This is a genomic window from Pseudomonas sp. FGI182, assembly GCF_000511325.1.
GTDB lineage: Bacteria > Pseudomonadota > Gammaproteobacteria > Pseudomonadales > Pseudomonadaceae > Aquipseudomonas > Aquipseudomonas putida_Z.
Genome location: NZ_CP007012.1, coordinates 1,199,059 through 1,219,842, shown reverse-complemented (window position 1 = coordinate 1,219,842; position 20,784 = coordinate 1,199,059). Strand labels below are relative to the sequence as shown.

Annotated in this window: 16 protein-coding genes; 7 read left to right on the top strand and 9 right to left on the bottom strand. The window is 63.9% G+C overall.

All coding sequences use genetic code 11. The features are described 5' to 3' along the window. Positions 1-52 precede the first annotated feature (52 nt). The 4 genes from C163_RS05515 to C163_RS05500 all read left to right on the top strand — a co-directional run bounded on the left by C163_RS05515 (position 53) and on the right by C163_RS05500 (position 2,424). Positions 53-427, top strand: coding sequence for a YbaY family lipoprotein (locus C163_RS05515; protein WP_025337960.1), 375 nt, complete (start codon positions 53-55; stop codon positions 425-427). 40 nt (positions 428-467) lie between these two features. After that, positions 468-1,181 (top strand): hypothetical protein, encoded by a 714-nt coding sequence (locus tag C163_RS05510; RefSeq protein WP_025337959.1) that lies wholly within the window; start codon positions 468-470, stop codon positions 1,179-1,181. Positions 1,182-1,302: 121 nt separating this feature from the next. Then, a complete protein-coding gene (locus C163_RS05505; RefSeq protein WP_025337958.1) occupies positions 1,303-1,701 on the top strand; it encodes a YbaY family lipoprotein in 399 nt (132 codons plus the stop codon). A gap of 33 nt (positions 1,702-1,734) precedes the next feature. Beyond that, positions 1,735-2,424, top strand: coding sequence for a DUF4197 domain-containing protein (locus C163_RS05500; RefSeq protein ID WP_025337957.1), 690 nt, complete (start codon positions 1,735-1,737; stop codon positions 2,422-2,424). A gap of 129 nt (positions 2,425-2,553) precedes the next feature. On the opposite strand, the gene C163_RS05495 is transcribed toward C163_RS05500, so the two are convergent. Both C163_RS05495 and C163_RS05490 read right to left on the bottom strand, forming a co-directional pair. After that, entirely contained in the window at positions 2,554-5,619 is a 3,066-nt protein-coding gene (locus C163_RS05495) for an efflux RND transporter permease subunit (protein WP_025337956.1), read from the bottom strand. A gap of 6 nt (positions 5,620-5,625) precedes the next feature. After that, the gene (locus tag C163_RS05490; protein ID WP_025337955.1) at positions 5,626-6,726 is read right to left on the bottom strand and encodes an efflux RND transporter periplasmic adaptor subunit; all 1,101 of its coding nucleotides are present in this window, start codon (positions 6,724-6,726) and stop codon (positions 5,626-5,628) included. A 285-nt stretch (positions 6,727-7,011) separates the two neighbouring features. Between C163_RS05490 and C163_RS05485 the strand changes: the two genes are divergently transcribed. After that, entirely contained in the window at positions 7,012-13,431 is a 6,420-nt protein-coding gene (locus C163_RS05485; protein WP_025337954.1) for a DUF5801 repeats-in-toxin domain-containing protein, read from the top strand. Positions 13,432-13,620: 189 nt separating this feature from the next. Here C163_RS05485 and C163_RS05480 read toward each other — a convergent pair whose 3' ends face one another. Continuing rightward, on the bottom strand, positions 13,621-14,337 hold the full coding sequence (locus C163_RS05480) for a LuxR C-terminal-related transcriptional regulator (protein WP_025337953.1): 717 nt from the start codon (positions 14,335-14,337) through the stop codon (positions 13,621-13,623). Positions 14,338-14,765: 428 nt separating this feature from the next. Between C163_RS05480 and C163_RS05475 the strand changes: the two genes are divergently transcribed. Further along, entirely contained in the window at positions 14,766-15,407 is a 642-nt protein-coding gene (locus C163_RS05475) for a TetR/AcrR family transcriptional regulator (protein ID WP_025337952.1), read from the top strand. Positions 15,408-15,536: 129 nt separating this feature from the next. Here the strand turns inward: C163_RS05475 and C163_RS05470 are convergent, their stop codons facing one another. Continuing rightward, positions 15,537-16,313: a class I SAM-dependent methyltransferase gene (locus C163_RS05470; RefSeq protein WP_025337951.1), complete on the bottom strand. Its 777-nt coding sequence runs from the start codon at positions 16,311-16,313 to the stop codon at positions 15,537-15,539. A gap of 103 nt (positions 16,314-16,416) precedes the next feature. Here C163_RS05470 and C163_RS05465 point away from each other — a divergent pair, with 103 nt between their 5' ends. Next, positions 16,417-17,037 (top strand): hypothetical protein, encoded by a 621-nt coding sequence (locus C163_RS05465; protein ID WP_025337950.1) that lies wholly within the window; start codon positions 16,417-16,419, stop codon positions 17,035-17,037. A gap of 12 nt (positions 17,038-17,049) precedes the next feature. On the opposite strand, the gene C163_RS05460 is transcribed toward C163_RS05465, so the two are convergent. The 5 genes from C163_RS05460 to tsaB form a co-directional block, all read right to left on the bottom strand. Continuing rightward, on the bottom strand, positions 17,050-17,739 hold the full coding sequence (locus C163_RS05460) for an extensin family protein (protein WP_025337949.1): 690 nt from the start codon (positions 17,737-17,739) through the stop codon (positions 17,050-17,052). After that, complete coding sequence (locus tag C163_RS05455) at positions 17,739-18,569, bottom strand: oxaloacetate decarboxylase (RefSeq protein ID WP_025337948.1); 831 nt, start codon at positions 18,567-18,569, stop codon at positions 17,739-17,741. The genes C163_RS05460 and C163_RS05455 overlap by 1 nt, the downstream gene beginning before the upstream one ends. 28 nt (positions 18,570-18,597) lie before the next feature. Next, entirely contained in the window at positions 18,598-19,467 is an 870-nt protein-coding gene (locus C163_RS05450; RefSeq protein ID WP_025337947.1) for a DUF72 domain-containing protein, read from the bottom strand. Positions 19,468-19,470: 3 nt separating this feature from the next. Beyond that, entirely contained in the window at positions 19,471-19,761 is a 291-nt protein-coding gene (locus C163_RS05445; protein ID WP_025337946.1) for a hypothetical protein, read from the bottom strand. A 131-nt stretch (positions 19,762-19,892) separates the two neighbouring features. Continuing rightward, the gene (gene tsaB / locus C163_RS05440) at positions 19,893-20,567 is read right to left on the bottom strand and encodes a tRNA (adenosine(37)-N6)-threonylcarbamoyltransferase complex dimerization subunit type 1 TsaB (RefSeq protein ID WP_025337945.1); all 675 of its coding nucleotides are present in this window, start codon (positions 20,565-20,567) and stop codon (positions 19,893-19,895) included. Between the last annotated feature and the right edge of the window lie 217 nt (positions 20,568-20,784).

Genomic DNA, 20,784 nt, shown 5'->3' with positions numbered 1-20,784 from the left:
GGATCAGGATCACGGCGCTACTTCAAGCCCATCCCTCTCAAGGAGCACCAACATGACTCAAATGAAGACGCTGGACGTTGAAATCGTTTCCTCAGGCGATAACACGCTTGCGCCATCCGGACTGGTTGAATTGAGGCTGATCGATATCTCGAAGGCAGATGCGCGGTCCATCAGCCTTGCCGAGTTGCGTCTGCGCTGTGGCGGACTGATGCCGATCAATCTGCCGCTGACGTTTGATACCAGCCTTGTCGACCCGCGCCGCAGCTATGCCCTCGCCGCGCGCATCGAGATAAACGGCCAGCTGCGCTACATCAACACCAGCCGTCACTCGATAGAACCAGCCACGGTATCGGGTACACAACGGGTAACTGTCGATCTGGTTGCCACCGAAATCAGTCCCCTGCTCAGCGACGACCTCGCTGATTGACTGGCCACCTGTACCCAAGACTGAACCGAGGAAAATCAACATGCTCCCCGCCAACTTCATCGAGATTTGCGGGACCGTGGTGGTCCCGTCGTGCATCCATACAGCTGAAGGCGCACCACATGTTGGCGTACGCGTACAGCTGGGCACGGATGAGAACAAGATCATCCTGGCCACCTGGGGCTGCCAGACACTTGGCGCCACAATGCCATTCAGCTTGCTGCTGGACCGCAATAGCCTGCCGGAAGGTGCCAAACCAACGCTGGTGGCCAGTTATGGCGTTGGCGTCAATGAAGAGCCAAATGGCTTGAACCTGTCGATGCCACTTGAAATCGACCAGCCTGAGCCAAACCCTCCCATGGTCCTGAGGATCCCCGCCCAGCCTGGCGAGCAAGGTCAGCCGCCCCTGTCGCCCGCGATCATCGAGATGAAGAACATCATTGAGATTCCCGAAGAGTTGCTAAAGCGGCAGGCGCTCATGACACTCGGCCTGTATCGGACCCAGGAAGACGGTTACAGCAACAGAAGCTCCAGCTACATTGCCGGTGCCACCCTGTGGCCGACGCAGGCCCCCCTGACGCTTACCACATACCTGGATGGCAACACAGTCAATGACGACGAACCCTTGCTTCTGCGCGTGGCCTACTACGACCCACAGACCATGACCCCATATGCCGGAAGAACGCTGCGCGGTCTGACCCTTCCAAGCGTTACCGAACTGGAGCCAATCAGCCTGCGGCCGCCGCGTCGTAGTTGAATATTGCGCTTCGCCTTGCTCTCCCACTCTTTGTCGCATCTTCATCAAGGACCCACCAGAAGAAATCCGCTAAAGTCCCTGGGGTTGGCCACAAGCCAACGCCAAGGACTTCGGAGATACCATGAAAAAGCTCTTTATGCTGTGTTGCGCATCCTTGCTCGCAGCCTGTTCCAGCCACACCCCGTCCAACCAGGCCAGCCTGGATGGCGAAGTCTTCTACCTGCAGCGCAGCGCCCTGCCACCTGCCGCCACCCTCAGCGTGGAACTGCAGGACGTCTCGCTGATGGACGCCCCGGCGGTGACCCTGGCCCGTCAGGCCGGCCCGGTCAAAGGCAACGTACCGCTGCCGTTTCACCTCACCTTCGACCCGGCCCAGGTCAAGCCCGGCCACCGCTATGCGGTAAGCGCGCGCATCGAGCTGGACGGCAAGCTGCTGTTCATCAACACCGAACACCACGGCGTCATGCTCGACGGCAGTGACCCACAGCCCGTGCGGATCAAGGTCGATCCGGTTCGCTGATACCCGTATTCATCTGTCTACAAGGAAAGCTTCATGATCCGCACTTCCCTGCGTTTCACCACCCTGTGCGCCGGCCTGCTGCTGTCGGCCAGTGCCCTGGCCCTGTCGCTGGGCGACCTGACCCAGAAAGACGCCACCGGCGGCCTGAAGGATGCCCTGACCCAAGGCGCACAACTGGCCGTCAAGCAGCTGAGCACCCCGGGCGGCTTCAGCAACAACCCGGACGTGCGCATCGAACTGCCAGGCAACCTGGGCAAGGCCGCCAAGGCGATGAAGATGTTCGGCAAGGGTGAACAGGTCGAAGCCCTGGAAACCAGCATGAACAAGGCCGCCGAGGCTGCCGTGCCGCAGGCCCAGGCGATTCTGGTAGATGCCGTGAAGAACATGAGCGTGACCGATGCCAAGGGCATCCTCAGCGGCGGTGACGACTCGGCTACCCAGTACCTGAACAAGAGCAGCCGCGAGCAGATCCGCGCCAAGTTCCTGCCGATCGTCAAGCAGGCTACCGACAAGGTTGGCCTGGCTCAGCAGTACAACAACTTTGCCGGGCAGGCCGTGGCGTTGGGTGTGGTCGATGCCAAGAGCGCCAGCATCGAGAACTACGTGACTGAAAAGGCACTGGATGGCCTGTTCGAGATGATTGCCAAGCAGGAGCAGAGCATTCGCCAGAACCCGGCTGAGGCGGCTACCAGCCTGGCCAAGAAGGTCTTCGGCGCCCTCTGAGGGCCCCCTGGGGGCTGCTTTGCAGCCCATCGCGACACAAGGCCGCTCCTACAAAGGTCCTGCATTCGCCAACCAATGTAGGAGCGGCCTTGTGTCGCGATAGGAGGGCAAAGCCCTCCCCTGCGGCCTTCAGCCCTTCTTCACCCTGAACCAAGCCGCATACAACGCCGGCAAGAACAGCAGGGTCAGCACCGTGGCCACGATCAACCCACCCATGATCGCCACCGCCATCGGCCCGTAGAACACACTGCGCGACAACGGAATCATCGCCAGCACCGCTGCCAGTGCAGTCAGCACGATCGGGCGGAAGCGCCGCACCGTGGCTTCGATGATCGCCTGCCAGCGCTCCAGCCCCGCCGCGATGTCCTGCTCGATCTGGTCCACCAGGATCACCGAGTTGCGCATGATCATCCCCGCCAGGGCAATGGTGCCGAGCATGGCGACAAAACCGAACGGCTGGCGGAACACCAGCAGGAACAAGGTCACGCCAATCAGCCCCAGCGGCGCAGTGAGGAACACCATCACCGTGCGCGAGAAGCTGCGCAGCTGGATCATCAGCAAGCTCAGCACCACCACCACGAACAGCGGCATGCCGGCATTCACCGACTTCTGCCCGCGCTCTGAGTCCTCCACCGTGCCGCCCACTTCCAACAAATAGCCATCCGGCAGCTTGGCGCGGATGTCATGCAGGGTCGGTTCTATCTGCTTCACCAGCGTCGCCGGCTGCTCCTTGTCGTATATATCGGCGCGCACGGTCACCGTCGGCAAGCGGTTACGGTGCCAGATGATGCCTTCCTCGAAGCCGTACTCCAGGGTCGCAACCTGCGACAGCGCCACGCTCTGGCCATTGTCGGTCGGCAATGCCAGGCTGCCGAGGTTGCCCAGCTCGTTGCGTTCCTGGCGGGTGCCGCGCAGCAGGATCTCGATCAGCTCGTTGTCCTCGCGGTACTGGCTGACCGTGGTGCCGGTCAGCGAGCTTTGCAGGAAGCTCGACAGGTGCGCGGTGCTCACGCCCAGGGCGCGGGCGCGGTCCTGGTCGATCTCGAGGAACACCGCCTTGCTCGGCTCCTCCCAGTCCAGGTGAACGTTCACCACATGCGGGTTCTGGCGCACCTTGTCGGCCACCTCGCGGGCCAGCGCACGGGCCTTCTCGATGTGCTCGCCAGTCACCCGGAACTGCACCGGGTAACCCACGGGCGGGCCGTTTTCCAGGCGGGTGACCCGGGCACGCAGGTCGGGGAACTGCTGGTCCATGGTGCTGATCAGCCAGCTGCGCAGGCGCTCGCGGTCTTCCATCGACTTGGCCAGTACCACGAACTGGGCGAAGCTGGCCGCCGGCAGCTGCTGGTCCAGCGGCAGGTAGAAACGCGGCGAACCGGTGCCCACGTAGGCCACGTAGTTGTCGATACCCTCCTGCTGCTTGAGCAACGCCTCCAGTTGCTTGACCCGCTCGGCGGTGTTGGCCAGCGAGGCACCCTCGGCCAGTTTCAGGTCGACCATCAACTCCGGGCGCCCGGAGGCCGGGAAGAACTGCTGGGGCACGAAGCGGAACAGCAGGATACTGCCGACAAAGGCGGCAATGGTCAGCAGGATCACCGTCTTGCGCCGCCGCACGCACCACTCCACCACACGCCGTACACGCTGGTAGAACGGTGTGGCGTAAGGGTCTGGCGCGTGGCCATCCTTGCCATGGCGCGCGGCATGCAGCTTGGCCAGGTCCGGCAGCAGGCGCTCGCCCAGGTAAGGCACGAATACCACTGCGGCCACCCAGGAGGTCAGCAAGGCGATGGTCACCACCTGGAAGATCGAACGGGTGTATTCGCCCGTACTGGAGGCTGCCGTGGCAATGGGCAGGAAGCCCGCCGCCGTGATCAGGGTGCCGGTGAGCATCGGGAAGGCGGTGCTGCTCCAGGCGTAGCTGGCCGCCTTGAGGCGGTCGTAGCCCTGCTCCATCTTGATCGCCATCATTTCCACGGCAATGATCGCGTCATCGACCAGCAAGCCCAGGGCCAGTACCAGCGCGCCAAGGGAGATCTTGTGCAGGCCGATGCCGAAGTAGTGCATGGCGGCGAAGGTCATGGCCAGCACCAGCGGGATGGCCAGCGCCACCACCAGCCCCGTGCGCAGGCCCAGCGAGAAGAAGCTCACCAGCAGCACGATGACCAGCGCCTCGACCAGCACCTGGACAAACTCGCCCACGCCAGCCTTGACCGCCGCCGGCTGGTCCGAGACCTTGCGCAGTTCCATGCCGGCCGGCAGGCTGCGCGCCAGGCGCTCGAACTCGCTTTCCAACGCCTTGCCCAGCACCAGGATGTCGCCGCCGTCCTTCATCGACACCGCCAGGCCAATGGCATCCTCGCCCATGAAGCGCATGCGCGGTGCGGGCGGGTCGTTGAAGCCGCGGTGCACCTCGGCCACATCGCCGATACGGAAGGTGCGGTCCCCCACGCGGATGGGGAACTGGCGAATCTGCTCGACGCTGTCGAAGCGCCCGCTCACCCGCAGTTGCAGGCGCTCGCTGGGCGTTTCGAAGAAGCCGGCGGTGCTGACCGCATTCTGCTCCTGCAGGGCCTGCTGCACGGCCTCCAGCGGCACGCCGAGGGTGGCCAGCTTGAGGTTGGACAGCTCGATCCAGATTTTCTCGTCCTGCAGGCCGATCAGCTCGACCTTGCCCACGTCCTTGACCCGCTGCAACTGGATCTGGATACGGTCGGCATAGTCCTTGAGCACCGCGTAATCGAAGCCCTCACCCGTCAGCGCATAGATATTGCCGAAGGTGGTGCCGAACTCGTCATTGAAGAACGGGCCCTGGATTTCCGGCGGCAAGGTGTGGCGGATGTCCGCGACCTTCTTGCGAATCTGGTACCACAGCTCGGGGATGTCCTTGGAATGCAGCGAGTCGCGGGCCATGAAGGTGACCTGCGACTCGCCCGGGCGGGAGAACGACACGATCCGCTCGTACTCGCCGGTTTCCATCAGCTTCTTCTCGATGCGCTCGGTGACCTGGCGCGACACTTCCTCGGCAGTGGCACCGGGCCACAGGGTACGGATGACCATGGCTTTGAAAGTGAACGGCGGGTCCTCGCTCTGGCCGAGCTTGGTGTAGGACATGGCGCCAATGGCCGCCAGCAGGATCATCAGGAACAGGACGATCTGGCGGTTGCGCAGCGCCCAGGCAGAAAGGTTGAAACCCATCGGGACTTACTCCTTGGCCGTCAGGTTCACTACGCGGTTGGTACGGTCCACGGGGCGTATCTCCTGGCCCTCGCGCAATACATGGCCACCCGCGGCGACAACCCAGTCGCCGGGGGCGAGGCCTTCGAGCACGGGCACGCTGTCAGCGCCGTAGGGCCCCAGGCGCACCACTGCCCGCTCCAGGCGGCTGTCCTTGTTGACCCGCCAGACATAGGCCTGGCCGTTTTCCGCAGTGACTGCCGACAGCGGCACCGCCAGCGGGATCAGCCCTTCGTGGGCGATGAACACCCGGGCGCTCTGGCCCAGCTCCGCCGGCGTGGCGGCCGTGGTAAAGGCGATGCGGGCAGCAAAGGTGCGCGAACGCGGGTCGGCGGCCGGTGACAGCTCGCGGATACGCCCCTGGAAGCGCTCTTGCGGGTGCGACCACAGCTCCACGCTCACCGGCTGACCCACGGCGAAGCGGGCGAACTGCTGCTCCGGCAGGCCGATGGCCACTTCCCGCTCGCCATCGGCGGCCAAGGTGAACACGGTCTGCCCTGCGGCGACCACCTGGCCCACTTCCACCTGGCGCTTGGCAATCACCCCGGCCTGGGGTGCACGCAGCACAGCATATTCAGCCTGGTTGCCAGCCACGTCGAACTCGGCCTTGGCCTGTTTCAGCCGGGCCAGGCCGGCGCGGTAGAGGTTTTCGGCGTTATCGAACTGGGAATGGCTGACCATCTGCCGGTCCAGCAGCTTCTGGTAGCGATCGCGCTCGGCGCGCACCAGCGACAGGTTGGCCTCGGCGGCCGCCAGCTGGGCACGGTTGGCTTCCAGTTGCAGGCGCACATCCTGCGGGTCCAGCTCGGCCAGCGGCTGGTCGGCCTTGACCCGCTGCCCTTCCTCGACCAGGCGCTTGCTGACCTTGCCGCCAATGCGGAAAGCCAGTTCCGGCTCGAAGCGCGCCCGCACTTCGCCGGGGTAACTGTCGGCAGCGGCTTCGGCCGGCTGCGGCTGCACCACCAGCGCAGGGCGCGGCGCAGCAGGTGGGGCGGCTTCCTGGCCGCACGCCGCCAGCAACAGCACGGCAGTGGCGGACAGAGCGATGGACAAGGCATGGCGCAACATGATGAATCCTTTCGCGGAGGGCACATTCAATATTTGTACTGGAGAGTATATTAAGTCAGGCAACGGATGCCGGGAAGAGGCTGCAGCCGAATACGACAGGCGCGCGCTGAACGGCAGGGGACCGTGCGTCTTCGGCCTCCCGGCGCCAGTGCCATGTAGTCCGATACTCCCACCCCGCCTGGGAGTATCAGCCGATGCGCGGCTCATGGCGCTTCGCCATAGTTGAGGCCTGTAACTGGGGCCTGCGATCTGGCCTCGACAACCGGCAGTGCCTGGGAGAGAGCCATGACTATTCGCAAGAAGAACGCCTCGCCAACGGACAAACACAGCAGCCCCTCCGGCGACGACCTACCCCCCATCTCCTCACCAACCGTTACCACCGACCTGAGCGACTACAGCCCTGGCAGCACTGCCACCATCACGGCCAGCGGCTTTGCGGCGGGCAGCACGGTCGCATTCGAGGTGGACCATGTCACGGACGCCGGTGCGGACAAGCTGTGGGGCACCCCCGACGATGTGCTCGCCACCAGCTCCGGCGAAGGTCACACCCCCTGGTACGTGACCGACGGCGGAGCTGACGATCTCGACGGCCAGGTCAACGGCAGCATCACCACCTCGTGGTACGTCAACCCCGACGACTCGGCGGGCGCCACCTTCCTGCTCAGCGCGACCGCCGCGGGTGCCGACCAAGTGTTCGGCAGCGCTGACGACGTGATGGCCACGGCGTCGTTCACAGACAGCGCGTCGATCATCACCGCGACCGGTGTGAGCGTGACGCTGGACGAAACGGCCGCGTTGCAGAACGGCATAGCCACAACAACCCCGGCCTCGGATGCCGACGACAACGACATCCTGGTGGCGTCCCTGCCCTCCGCCTTCTCGACCCGCTTGACCACACTGGGGGCCGGTACCCCGGCAGGTGCCGCCTTGAGCGGCTATACCGGCGCCGTCGGCAACACCGGGAGCAATGCGTTCAGCATCACCCCGGTACCGGGAGGCAGCATCACCGACATCAGCTTCACCGACAGCGCTGGCGCGCCTCTCAATGGCTTGGACAGCGGGCTGGATACCCTCGATGGCGTCGACATCCTGCTCTACACCGATACCAACAACAACATCTTGCTGGGCCGGGCTGGCGGGCCAACAGGCGCGATCATCTTCGCGGGCTATATCGAAGAAACCGGATCGCCCGTCAGCGGCGGCAAGATCTGGACGGTGGAATACCAGCCGCTGAAGCATCCGGACACGAGCAACCCCGACGACACGCTCAATCTGCTGAACAAGGTGTTCATCGGCACCAGCCAGGATCTGGCATTCAGCCTGGCCAACGCGCCCTCCGGCCAGAACCTGTTCCTGATGTTCACCACCGCGAACCCGACCGTCGTCAATGATGGCGGCATCCTGCGCATCACCGACCCGACGATCATCGCCACCGGCAAGGACCCGGCCGACCAGTCGAGCGGTGCCAACATCACCACGGGCGATACGATCAATACCAGCCAGGCGGGCGGCCCGACCACCTTCGGCACCAACAACCAGATGATCGTGGAACAGGAAGGGGTCCGTTTTACCTTCGTCACCGGCGCCCGGCAGAATGTGACCATTCCCAACCTGGACCAGAACGAAGCGGATATCGAAGCTAACGTCGACTTCACCGCAGTGTTCAATGCAAGGTCGGCCACGTTCGATGTCGTGCAGTTGCAAAGCGGCAAGAGCGCCGTGGTCAGGCTCAGCGCCTTCAGCACCGCCGCTGAACCTGGCGTGAATTTCGTCAATGGCTACGCCAACGATGCCACGGTGGCGATCACCAACGTTCGCGTCATCAATATCGCCACTGGCCAGGTGATCGAGAACTCAAACGGGTCGGTGAATGACCCGAGCATCGTCATCAGCTTTGCTTCCGGCGTCGCCACCCTCACCGGCATCAAAGCCGGCCAGAAGATCGAGTACACCACCACACAGGATCACAACCGTGTACTCGTCGAGAATGGGGCCGCCGTCGACGCCAAAGGCAATGAACATGCCGACTTCGATATCGGCGGTTTCATGCTACGCCAGGTTTCTACCGCAACCGCCGAAATCGGCTCCAAGATGAGCTTCGAGGACGACGGCCCCAGTATCAGCACCACGGGTACGGAACCGGTCCTGACTGTCGATGAAACAATCCTGGCGACCGACGCCACGCAGAGCTTCGCCGCCAACTTCACCTCGGCCTTCGGCGCCGATGGTGCCGGTACGCTCACCTACGCCCTGGGCGTGGTGGCCGGCGCTTCCGGCCTGACCGACACGGCCACCGGCGAGGCGGTCAACCTGTCGCTCAATGGCACCGTGGTGGAAGGCCGCACGGCCACCACCAACCTTCTGGTGTTCACCGTCAGCGTCGCCAGCAACGGTTCCGTTACCCTCGACCAGCTTCGCGCCATCGTGCATCCCGACACCAACAACCCCGATGACTCGAAGACCCTGACCGCCGACAACCTGGTGACCTTGACCGCGACCAAGACCGACAAGGACGGCGACAGCGCCCAGGCCACCCTCAACATCGGCCAGAACCTGGTATTCAAGGATGACGGCCCGAGCATCAGCACCACCGGCACGGAACCGGTCCTCACCGTCGATGAAACGGACCTGACGACCAATGCCACGCAAAGCTTTGCCGCCAACTTCACCTCGGCCTTCGGCGCCGATGGTGCCGGTACGCTCACCTACGCCCTGGGCGTGGTGGCAGGCGCTTCCGGCCTGACCGACACGGCCACCGGCGAGGCGGTCAACCTGTCGCTCAATGGCACCGTGGTGGAAGGCCGCACGGCCACCACCAACCTTCTGGTGTTCACCGTCAGCGTCGCCAGCAACGGTTCCGTTACCCTCGACCAGCTTCGCGCCATCGTGCATCCCGACACCAACAACCCCGATGACTCGAAGGCCCTGACCGCCGACAACCTGGTGACCTTGACCGCGACCAAGACCGACAAGGACGGCGACAGCGCCCAAGCCACCCTCAACATCGGCCAGAACCTGGTATTCAAGGATGACGGCCCGAGCATCAGCACCACCGGCACGGAACCGGTCCTCACCGTCGATGAAACGGACCTGACGACCAATGCCACGCAAAGCTTTGCCGCCAACTTCACCTCGGCCTTCGGCGCCGATGGTGCCGGTACGCTCACCTACGCCCTGGGCGTGGTGGCAGGCGCCTCCGGCCTGACCGACACGGCCACCGGCGAGGCAGTCAACCTGTCGCTCAACGGCACCGTGGTGGAAGGCCGCACGGCCACCACCAACCTACTGGTGTTCACCGTCAGCGTCGCCAGCAACGGCGAAGTCACCCTCGACCAGCTTCGCGCCATCGTGCATCCCGACACCAACAACCCCGATGACTCGAAGACCCTGACCGCCGACAACCTGGTGACCCTGACCGCGACCAAGACCGACAAGGACGGCGACAGCGCACAGGCCACACTCAACATCGGCCAGAACCTGGTATTCAAGGATGACGGCCCGAGCATCAGTACCACCGGCACTGAACCGGTCCTGACCGTCGATGAAACGGACCTGACGACCAATGCCACGCAAAGCTTCGCCGCCAACTTCACCTCGGCCTTCGGCGCCGATGGCGCCGGTACGCTCACCTACGCCCTGGGCGTGGTGGCCGGCGCTTCCGGCCTGACCGACACGGCCACCGGCGAGGTGGTAAACCTGTCGCTCAACGGCACCGTGGTGGAAGGCCGCACGGCCACTACCAACCTCCTGGTGTTCACCGTCAGCGTCGCCAGCAACGGTTCCGTTACCCTCGACCAGCTCCGCGCCATCGTGCATCCCGACACCAACAACCCCGATGACTCGAAGACCCTGACCGCCGACAACCTGGTGACCTTGACCGCGACCAAGACCGACAAGGACGGCGACAGCGCCCAGGCCATCCTCAACATCGGCCAGAACCTGGTATTCAAGGATGACGGCCCGAGCATCAGCACCACCGGCACGGAACCGGTCCTCACCGTCGATGAAACGGACCTGACGACCAACGCCACGCAAAGCTTTGCCGCCAACTTCACCTCGGCCTTCGGCGCCGATGGTGCCGGTACGCTCACCTACGCCTTGGGCGTGGTGGCAGGCGCTTCCGGCCTGACCGACACGGCCACCGGCGAGGTGGTAAACCTGTCGCTCAACGGCACCGTGGTGGAAGGCCGCACGGCCACTACCAACCTCCTGGTGTTCACCGTCAGCGTCGCCAGCAACGGTTCCGTTACCCTCGACCAGCTCCGCGCCATCGTGCATCCCGACACCAACAACCCCGATGACTCGAAGACTCTGACCTCCGACAACCTGGTGACCTTGACCGCGACCAAGACCGACAAGGACGGCGACAGCGCCCAGGCTACCCTGAACATCGGGCAGAACCTGGTGTTCAAGGATGACGGCCCGAGCATCAGCACCACCGGCACGGAACCAGTCCTGACCGTCGATGAAACGGACCTGACGACCGACGCCACCCAAAGTTTCGCCGCCAACTTCACCTCGGCCTTCGGCAACGATGGTGCCGGTACGCTCACCTACGCCTTGGGCGTGGTCGTGGGCGCCTCCGGCCTGACCGACACGGCCACCGGCTCGGCAGTCAACCTGTCGCTCAATGGCGCCGTGGTGGAAGGCCGTTCGGCCGTCGGCAATCACCTGGTGTTCACCGTCAGCGTCGCCAGCAACGGCGAGGTCACCCTCGACCAGCTCCGCGCCGTCGTGCACCCCGACACCAATAACCCCGATGACTCGCAGACCCTGGCCTTCGACAACCTGGTGACCTTGACCGCGACCAAGACCGACGGGGATGGCGACAGCGCCCAGGCCACCCTCAACATCGGCCAGAACCTGGTGTTCAAGGATGACGGCCCAAGCATCAGCACCACCGGCACGGAACCCGTCCTGACCGTCGATGAAACGGACCTGACGACCGACGCTACCCAAAGCTTCGCCGCCAACTTCACCTCGGCCTTCGGCAACGATGGTGCCGGTACGCTCACCTACGCCTTGGGCGTGGCCGTGGGCGCTTCCGGCCTGACCGACACGGCTACCGGCTCGGCAGTCAACCTGTCGCTCAACGGCACTGTGGTGGAAGGCCGTTCGGCCGTCGGCAACCACCTGGTGTTCACCGTCAGCGTCGCCAGCAACGGTTCCGTTACCCTCGACCAGCTTCGCGCCATCGTGCACCCCGACGCCAGCAACCCCGATGATTCGAAGACCCTGACCGCCGACAACCTGGTGACCTTGACCGCGACCAAGACCGACAAGGACGGCGACAGCGCCCAGGCCACCCTGAACATCGGGCAGAACCTGGTGTTCCACGATGATGGACCCACACTTGCCTTCGGCAACCTGATCGGAACCGGGAGTATCCTGCCGCAATATGGGTTCTGGAACAGTTCGATCGGCGCTGACGGCTTGGGAACGACCGGTCTGGACATTTCGCTGGTGGGTGGCCAGTTCACCCTGGTCAGGCCAGACAACACCACCACGACCGGCACCGGCACACTCACCGAGACGTCGCCTTCGCCCGACGCCAATGGTGCGTTCCACTTCACCGGCACCTTGACCGGGGACTTCGACAATAACGCCACAACGGCCAACACCACGATCGACTACACGCTGACGGCCTTTGCCAATGGCAGCTATACACTGGACCTGGTGCAAGGCTTCAGTTCGGTCACCACGTTCAGCAGTGCCGACGGCTCGCTCGATGCCGGCGGCCCGGACGCTGTGCGCACCTTGCTGATCCCTAAAACGAATGACCCGACCATTCCATCGGCATCCGAGGAGATCGTGTTCTTCTCCGCCAAAGCACTCGCCTCGACGGCAGACATCTTCACCGGCATAGGCCTCGGGGCCCCCGACCCGACCGAAGCTTCGCTACAGACCAATCCCCTGCCGTCGTACATCGACCCTGCGGCCATGAACGTCAGCACGTCCGGCATCGGCGTCGCCAACAACCTGCTCCAGGGCGACAACCTGGCAGCGATCAGCGCCGCCGATGAGAGCTTCGTGATCAACCCGGAGACCCTGTTGACGGGCATGAAGATCTTCATCGACAACTCCGTAGCGGGCTACAACACCGCGACCGAGGACCTGTACTACCGGATCTACTACGCGGATGGGACGACGTCGAACCTGACCGAGGTGAATACCCTGACACCAGAGGCAGGTGGTCAGGTGTCCTTCCTGGTACAGAAGGAAGGCTCGGCGCTGATCGACGCCGTTCAACTGACGATGGGGCGAGGCGACATCAAGATCCCGGTGATCGAGTTCATCAAGGAAACCGAGAACCTGGCCAGCGACGTCAAATTGCAGTTCAGTGCGACGCTGACGGACAAAGATGGCGACTCCGCGAGTAGCACGTTCGACGCCAACCTGTTCGCCAACGAACCGGACAACGCGCCGTTCGACTTCACCCTGGTTGGCACGACCGGCGAGCGCGATGCCTTCAACATCGACCTGTCGACCGATGAGCTCCTCTATCAGGTCAGCGGGTTCGATGCCGGCGCGGGGCAACGAGACACGCTGGTGCTCAATGGCGATCCGAATGCCGTCGTCCAGTCGATCGACAACACCGGCGCAGACAGCATCGTGACCATTGCCGAATCCGGCGGGCAGACGACGACCATCACTCTGGTCGGGGTCCACATCGACAACAACGACATCTTCAATGGCAGCGCCTGAAACATTGCGTGCGTGAAAAGCTGCGAGGGTGGCTTGGAAACCACCCTCGCAGCGTAATGCCAGTCAGTTAAGCGATTTGGGGCCGCTTTGCGGCCCCATTGACGCTAACTGACTGGCATCACCTTCGTAGCGTGTTCTTTTGCAGGATACTTACAAGCTTCGCCCCCAAAGGCCCTGGCCACTGGGTATTCAGTCCATCTCCCCCAATGTGGACGCAGGCGGCTCTTCGCCACCGGTGAGTCCGTGCCGCACCGCATACATGAGCAAGTCGATGCGGTTGGTGAGGTTGAGCTTCTGATAGATGCTGCTGAGGTGATTGTGCACGGTGTGCTCGCTGATACCCAGGCGCCCGGCAATGCACAGGTACTTGGCAGACGGGTCACCAACGATGGCGCGAACGAGTTCCCGCTCGCGCAACGTCAGCCGTGCATGCTTCGCCTGCGCCGGATTGCACCTGAACGGTATATGCCTGGCCGAGGCATAACCGGAAAGCCCACTGACCCAGGCTCTGTCCAGGCCGATGTCGCAATGGTGGACTTTGATGATGGCCTGGATAATCGACTCCGTTGAATCCTCGGCCAGCACGATGCCAAGCGCGCCCGCCTCGATGGCCCGTGCAACAGGGACGGTCTCGTACACCCCCTTGAGCACCAGCACTTTCATTCCGCCAGTGCGCGCGAGCTCGGCAACTACCTCGAGCGGGTCCAGCGCATCTGGAAAAAAGCTGAAGAAAATGACATCGGGCCGCAACTGGTCGGCAAGATCCAGCGCATGGGTATAGGTGGTGGCCTGGCCACTCACTTCCATACGGGGCTTTCTGGCATTTATCAGATCGTGAAGCCCCAGCAGCACCAGAGGCCGACAATCGATCAGCATCACGCGTATCATTTTTATAGGGTCCGGCATCATCTTCTTGCCTCCCATGAAAAACGGTCCATGTCCTCCCCTTGTAAGCCTTTTCCTACAGGCCCTTCAGCGGAGTCTAGGTCAGCGTGCGTACTGACAGGCCCTTGCGCCGTAAGGCAGCGCCTCGAGGCGCATGTGGATCGGCGCCTCACTTACCGCGCCCCGGGCCTGAAAATCAAGGACTTGGACCTGTCGCCCCTTCCCCTGGGCGCATTTCTGCACCAGACGAAAAGTCAAATAAACGACGAATGGTGCGAACTTACGAACGCTAAAACGATCCCGTCAATTTTTCGCCATGCGTTGGGCTTTTGTTGCACTCGATCTCCTACCTCACTGTCGATCAGCTTTTCGCTGACAAACAGCAGGTTTTGCCCGCAGGCTTTAGCCGGATGGCGCCTGACCCGTTAAGATGGTGTTTCTTCAACCAGATGCAGACCACAATGTCCAACGACGCCCCCATCGGCCCGGGCCGGCCCAAGGATCTGGCCAAACGCGAGGCGATTCTCGAAGCAGCCAAGGCCCTGTTCCTCAGCCTTGGCTACGCCAACACCAGCATGGATGCGGTCGCTGCGGCGGCAGGTGTTTCAAAGCTCACCGTATACAGCCACTTCACCGACAAGCAGACGCTGTTCTGCTCGGCGGTCATGGCAACCTGCCAGATCCAGTTACCCGACCTGCTGTTCGAGTACCCCGAGGGGGCGCCGGTGGAAGAGGTGCTGCTGACCATTGCCCGTGGCTTCCAGGCGCTGATCAGCAGCGATGAAGCGGTCAAGCTCAGCCGCCTGATCATGGCCCAGGGCAGCCTGGACCCGAGCTTTGGCGAGTACTTCTACGAAGCCGGGCCCAAGCGCGTGCTGGCGGGGATGGAAGCTTTGCTGCGCGGGGCGCACGAGCGCGGGCTGCTGCGCATCGACAACCCGCTGCGTGCGGCGGAGCACTTCTTCTGCTTGGTCAAGGGCGCACCGGATTACCGGTTGCTGCTTGGGTGCGCGGGGCCGCTGGAGGGGGATGAGGCCGAGGCGCATGTGCGCGAGGTGGTAGGGGTGTTCCTCCGGGCATTCCAGCCCTGATATCAGGCTGTCTGTGCGGGCCTCTTCCCGGGTAAACCCGCTCCCACAGGGTCGATGTGATCTTGAAGTTTGTACAGCACCTGTGGGAGCGGGTTTACCCGCGAAGAGGCCCGAACAGGCATAGCCAAATCAGGCCTTGAGGGCCTTCTTCGGGTAAATGTCGTACCGGCTCGACTTGCCCTCCAGGCTGTGGCTCGGCTTCGGCCCGTCGATGATCGGCGCCTTGCGCGGCCGCTTCACCACCACCCGGTGGCTGGCCAGCGCCAGGGCAGCTTCGAGCAGGGCCGGGGCATCCAGGTCATCACCGACCAATGGGCGGAACACACGCATTTCCTTCTTCACCAGCGCACTCTTGTCCCGGTGCGGGAACATCGGGTCGAGGTAGATCACCTGTGGCGCCTCGCCTTCCCAGGCGCGCATGCGCTCGATGGCGTTGCCGGTCAGCAGGCGCATGCGCCCCACGATCGGCCCCACCTCTTCATCCGACCGCGCCCGCGCCAGGCCATCCTCCAGCAACGCGGCAATCAGCGGCTGGCGTTCGATCAGGGTCATCTGGCAGCCCAGGCTGGCCAGCACGAACGCGTCCTTGCCCAGCCCGGCAGTGGCATCCAGCACCTGCGGACGCACGCCTTGGGCAATGCCCACCGCCTTGGCGATCATCTGCCCGTTGCCACCACCGAACATGCGCCGGTGCGCGGCCTGGCCTTCGACGAAGTCGACCCGCACCGGCCCCGGGGCCTGCGGGCCCAATTGCTGGATCTGCAAGCCATCAACGCCCACCTGCACGGCAAACCCGGCAGCATCGTCCTGCAGCGGCAACTCAAGGCGCTGTGCCCACGCAGCAGCTTGCGCCTCGAATTCAGCCGACAGCGCCTCGACCCGGATACCTGTGCCCTGCTCTTCCATCATTCACACCTAGAAATTGAACCCAGCCGTTAATGTATCGGCTACTTCGGCCGATACAGGCAATATCCCGCTATTCTGCCAGAGCACAACGCGCGCGACTGCCATGTCAGATACTCTTCCCATCGGCTTGACCTACCTGTCGCCTGTCGGCAACTACAGTCAGCACAACACCCAGGCACTCGGGGGCGTCAGCCACCTGTGGCAGGATTTCTTTGCCCGGGCCATGGCCGAGCAGCAGGAAGAGCCGGTAGACAGCGTCAGCCAGTCGTTCGTGCAATACGACCAGAGCAGCGGCGAGCCGATCGGCGGCGCCCGTGCGCTGGCCCTGATCGACGCCCAGCGTGCCTGCCCGGTACACGACACCGAGGTGGCACCGCCCGAGCCACTGTTCCTGCCCAAGGCAGAACTCGAAGCCAACCTGCTGCCGCCCGCCCCCGAGCCGTTCAGCGCAGTCGAGTTGATCGAGCAACAGCGCCAGCTCGACATCAGCAACAGCTGGCTACGCCCGGTAGTGATGAGCCAAGGTCACCCGATTGCCGAACCCGGCCCCGGCCCTACCCCGCGCTCGCTGTTCCTGCCGATCGCCGAGTTCGAGACCAACCTGCTGGACCCGGCGCCCGAACCGTTCGATGACGCCACCCTGGCCAAGCAGCAGACCGACCTGGAGTTCGACATCCACTGGGCACGCCCGGTGGTGCTGAACAACGTGCGCGCCCACGCCTGAACGCGCCCACGCTCAACGACAGATCTGCCAGCGGCCCATGTCCACATGAAAGTGGTTGTGGTGTGCAGCGTTGTAGTCCGGCCCCAGTACCGTGCTGAAGCTGTCACAGGCCGCCTGCTGCACCTGACGAAGGAATTCCGCTTTCTGCCCGCCCGCCTGCCAGTCCCGCGCAAGGACGATGCGCTGGCCGTCCCGCAGGCGAAAGCCACTGATGTCCAGGGCATCGGCCGTGGCGTGCTGGCTCAGCCGGCCCTGCTTGCGGTGGTAGACATTGCGGCAGGCAAAACTGCCCAGGTGGTCGACCTGAGCCACCGGCTGTCCCAACACCCGTTGCGCCACAGGCTGCAGGCCATGGTTTTCGAACAGTGCATACGCCACTGCCAACGGACAACTGGCCAGGAAGCTGCCGCCGAGCCGCGCCTGACCACCGTCGATACGCCATACGTTCCGCAATGGGCAGTCGGCAGCAGTCGAACTGTCGGCTTGTGCCCGGTAGCGCAGCTGGCTGGTTTGAAGTGCCAGGCGACACAGCATCGGGTCATCACGAAGGCGGGACAGCTTGTAGGGGGTCAGCAGGTTGGGGGGCTGACGCACGTCCAGCGGCGCCCACGGGTTCCACGCGGCGGGCAGCCGCCAACCCAGGTGCCAGGCCAGCCCCGCAAGCAACGACAGGCCGGCCAGCAACGCCAGCACGGCCCTCATCAGCGGCGGAACAGGTCGTTGAGTTGGGCGAACGGCAGCGCCTGCTCACCGTAGCCGAAGGTGCCCTCATCGCGAATCTCCAGCGCGGCCCGGTGGAAGGCCCCCAACGCGGCACGGGCAAGCGACGAGCCGACGCTGATGCGGCGTACACCCAGGTCCTGCAACTGGTTGACGCTCAGCGGCACGCCCGCCATGCCCATCAGCACATTCACCGGCCGTGGCGCGACGGCCTGCACCACCGCGCGGATTTCCTCGACAGTACGCAGCCCGGGCGCGTAGAGCACATCAGCACCGGCCTCGGCATAGGCCTGCAGGCGCAGGATGGTGTCGTCCAGGTCCATGCGCCCGTGCAGCAGGTTCTCTGCCCGGGCGCACAGGGTGAACGGGAACGGCAAACTGCGTGCGGCCTGCACGGCTGCGCGCACACGCTCTACTGCCAGCCCGAAATCATAGATCGGCGTATCGCTGTGACCACTGGCATCCTCGATAGAGCCACCCACCAAGCCGACTTCGGCGGCCCGCAGAATGGTCTGGGCGCAATCTTCGGGCAGGTCGCCAAAGCCGTTCTCCAGATCAGCGGCCACCGGCAAGGGGGTAGCGTCGACAATCTCGCCAGCATTATCGAGGGTATCGTCCAGGCTCAAGGCGCCTTCGGCGTCCGGACGGCCCAGGCTGAAAGCCAGGCCTGCACTGGTGGTGGCCAGCGCCTCGAAGCCCAGGCTGGCCAGCAACTTGGCCGAGCCGGCATCCCACGGGTTGGGGATGACGAAGGCGCTGTCACGCTCGTGCAGGGCCTTGAAGGCTTCGGCTCGCAGGGTTTGCACATCCATGGTTCAACCTCCGGCAGTCAGGGAAAGGTCAGAGTAGCCCCAGTTGTTCGACCTCGGGGGTGCGCGGCAATTCCGGCAACGCGGCAAGGCCCGGCAGGCGCTGCATCAGGCGTTGGTGAAAGCGCTGGGCCAATGCCGCTGCCAGGCGGTTGTCCGAGGTGTGCAGGAAGATGTAGGGGTTGCGGCCTTCCTCGATCCAGGCGGCGACCTTGTCCACCCAGGGGGTAAGAAAGGCCTCGTTGGCCTCCAGCTGTGGGTGGCCGATGAAGCGCACCTGCGGGTGCTGGCTGAAGGCTGCCGGGCGTGGCGGTACCTTGGGCTTCTTCGCCTGCGCATGCAGCACGGCGGAGTCACGGGAGGTGCAGCTGAACAAGGCACGCGGGTCGAGGCAGATACGTTCCACGCCACGCTCATGCAGCAGGCGGTTGAGCAACCGCTCTTCTTCACCCTTGGCGAAGAAGGCCTGGTTGCGCACCTCCACGGCCACCGGCACTCCGACTTCGTCAAGGAAGTGGCAAAGCTCGCCCAGCCGTGCGGGGCTGAACTGGGCCGGCAACTGTAGCCAGTACGGCGCTACGCGCTGGCCCAGCGGGGCCATCAGGCGGGTGAAGTCAAAGGCCGGTTCCAGCTGATCGCGCAGGTCGCCTTCATGGCTGATGTCCCGGGGGAACTTGGCAGTGAAGCGGAAGTGTTCGGGCATGATCTGCGCCCAGCGCGCAATGGTGCCGGGTGCGGGACGTGCGTAGAAAGTGGTATTGCCCTCGACGGCGTTGAACACCTGGCTGTAGTAGCCGAGCATTTCACTGCTGTTGGCATCGGCGGGATACAGGTAGTCGCGCCAGGCGTTTTCGCTCCAGGACGGGCAACCGAGAAAATAAGGCAGTGGTGATGGACTCATCCACTAAATGTACAGGTCGAGCCCCAGTACTTCCATGTCCCAGTCGGTAAAACCGGCGGTGCTCAGGTAGCTGGCCAATGCGGTAGCGGTGCGGCGGTCACGGGCGCGGGGGAAGATCATGTCCTGCTGGCGGGCTGGCAGGCCACCGCTGCGACGGCGGGCGGTGGCTTCCTGAGGGGCGGTTTCGACCTCCTCGATCACCTCGGCATCATCGATGGCCTCGTCACGCACCGCTGCCTTGCGTGGGGTGCGCTTGATCGGGTAGGACTGCGATGAGAAACCGTCGATACGCATGGCATGAGCACTCAGAACCAATGATGGCAATTTAGCAGCATCAGGGTTCCATCGCTAATGCTCGAGTGATAACTGGACCACAGATCGCGCAAAAGGTTTTAGTGTCATCGGCGATAACCGACGAACAACACTCAGCGCTTCTTGGGTGTCGCTACATTATCGCGCAGGTAGACCGGTTGCGCCTGTTCGGCAGCGATCGCCTCGCCGCGTGCCCAGGCAAAGCTGGCCAGGCTGAGAATGTCCAGGGCGTTGGGCAAGGCACTGGCATTGCTGGCTGCCACCTGCACCGCCAGGCGCTCGGCATAGCCCCAACCGGTACCGGCACCGAACCACTCGCCAGCGCTGCCCGCCGGCAGCGCCACCTGCTCGGGCGGCAGCACTGCCTCTTGGCCGACCAGGCGCATTTCGCCTTCGGTGGCCTGGTAGCAGCCCCAATACACTTCATCCATGCGCGCATCAATGGCGGCCGCCACTTGCTGCACGCCGTGCTCGCGCAGCGCGCCCTGGGCCAGTGCGGCCAGGTTGGACACCGGCAAAACCGGGCGCTCCAGGGCGAAGGCCAGGCCCTGGACCACACCGATGGCAATGCGCACGCCGGTGAACGCGCCCGGGCCACGGCCAAAGGCGATGGCATCCAGCGCATTCAGCGCCACGCCGGACTCGGCCAGCAGCTGCTTGATCATCGGCAGCAGCTTCTGGGCATGCATGCGCGGGATCACCTCGTAATGGCTGGTTACCTTGCCGTCATGCAGCAGTGCGACGGAACAGGCTTCGGTGGCGGTATCCAGGGCCAGGAGGGTGGTCATCGAACGGGTATCCAGGTACTAGGGGGAAAAGAGCGGCAGTATAGAGCAGCGGCGGCGTTGTGTCCCGAAGGGGCAGCCGTACGGCCATTGCCCGCTCGGCTGGCGCGGTCCCTGTAGGAGCGGCCTTGTGTCGCGATGGGCCGCAAAGCGGCCCCTGCAATTTTCGCGGCGAAGCTGAGTTTTTGGGGCCGCTGCGCGCCCCATCGCGACACAAGGC

Excerpts from the sequence above, each read along its gene's own strand:
- C163_RS05515 (WP_025337960.1), top strand. The coding sequence starts at position 53 with ATGACTCAAATGAAGACGCTGGACGTTGAAATCGTTTCCTCAGGCGAT.
- C163_RS05510 (WP_025337959.1), top strand. The coding sequence starts at position 468 with ATGCTCCCCGCCAACTTCATCGAGATTTGCGGGACCGTGGTGGTCCCG.
- C163_RS05505 (WP_025337958.1), top strand. The coding sequence starts at position 1,303 with ATGAAAAAGCTCTTTATGCTGTGTTGCGCATCCTTGCTCGCAGCCTGT.
- C163_RS05500 (WP_025337957.1), top strand. The coding sequence starts at position 1,735 with ATGATCCGCACTTCCCTGCGTTTCACCACCCTGTGCGCCGGCCTGCTG.
- C163_RS05495 (WP_025337956.1), bottom strand. The coding sequence starts at position 5,619 with ATGGGTTTCAACCTTTCTGCCTGGGCGCTGCGCAACCGCCAGATCGTC.
- C163_RS05490 (WP_025337955.1), bottom strand. The coding sequence starts at position 6,726 with ATGTTGCGCCATGCCTTGTCCATCGCTCTGTCCGCCACTGCCGTGCTG.
- C163_RS05485 (WP_025337954.1), top strand. The coding sequence starts at position 7,012 with ATGACTATTCGCAAGAAGAACGCCTCGCCAACGGACAAACACAGCAGC.
- C163_RS05480 (WP_025337953.1), bottom strand. The coding sequence starts at position 14,337 with ATGCCGGACCCTATAAAAATGATACGCGTGATGCTGATCGATTGTCGG.
- C163_RS05475 (WP_025337952.1), top strand. The coding sequence starts at position 14,766 with ATGCAGACCACAATGTCCAACGACGCCCCCATCGGCCCGGGCCGGCCC.
- C163_RS05470 (WP_025337951.1), bottom strand. The coding sequence starts at position 16,313 with ATGGAAGAGCAGGGCACAGGTATCCGGGTCGAGGCGCTGTCGGCTGAA.
- C163_RS05465 (WP_025337950.1), top strand. The coding sequence starts at position 16,417 with ATGTCAGATACTCTTCCCATCGGCTTGACCTACCTGTCGCCTGTCGGC.
- C163_RS05460 (WP_025337949.1), bottom strand. The coding sequence starts at position 17,739 with ATGAGGGCCGTGCTGGCGTTGCTGGCCGGCCTGTCGTTGCTTGCGGGG.
- C163_RS05455 (WP_025337948.1), bottom strand. The coding sequence starts at position 18,569 with ATGGATGTGCAAACCCTGCGAGCCGAAGCCTTCAAGGCCCTGCACGAG.
- C163_RS05450 (WP_025337947.1), bottom strand. The coding sequence starts at position 19,467 with ATGAGTCCATCACCACTGCCTTATTTTCTCGGTTGCCCGTCCTGGAGC.
- C163_RS05445 (WP_025337946.1), bottom strand. The coding sequence starts at position 19,761 with ATGCGTATCGACGGTTTCTCATCGCAGTCCTACCCGATCAAGCGCACC.
- tsaB (WP_025337945.1), bottom strand. The coding sequence starts at position 20,567 with ATGACCACCCTCCTGGCCCTGGATACCGCCACCGAAGCCTGTTCCGTC.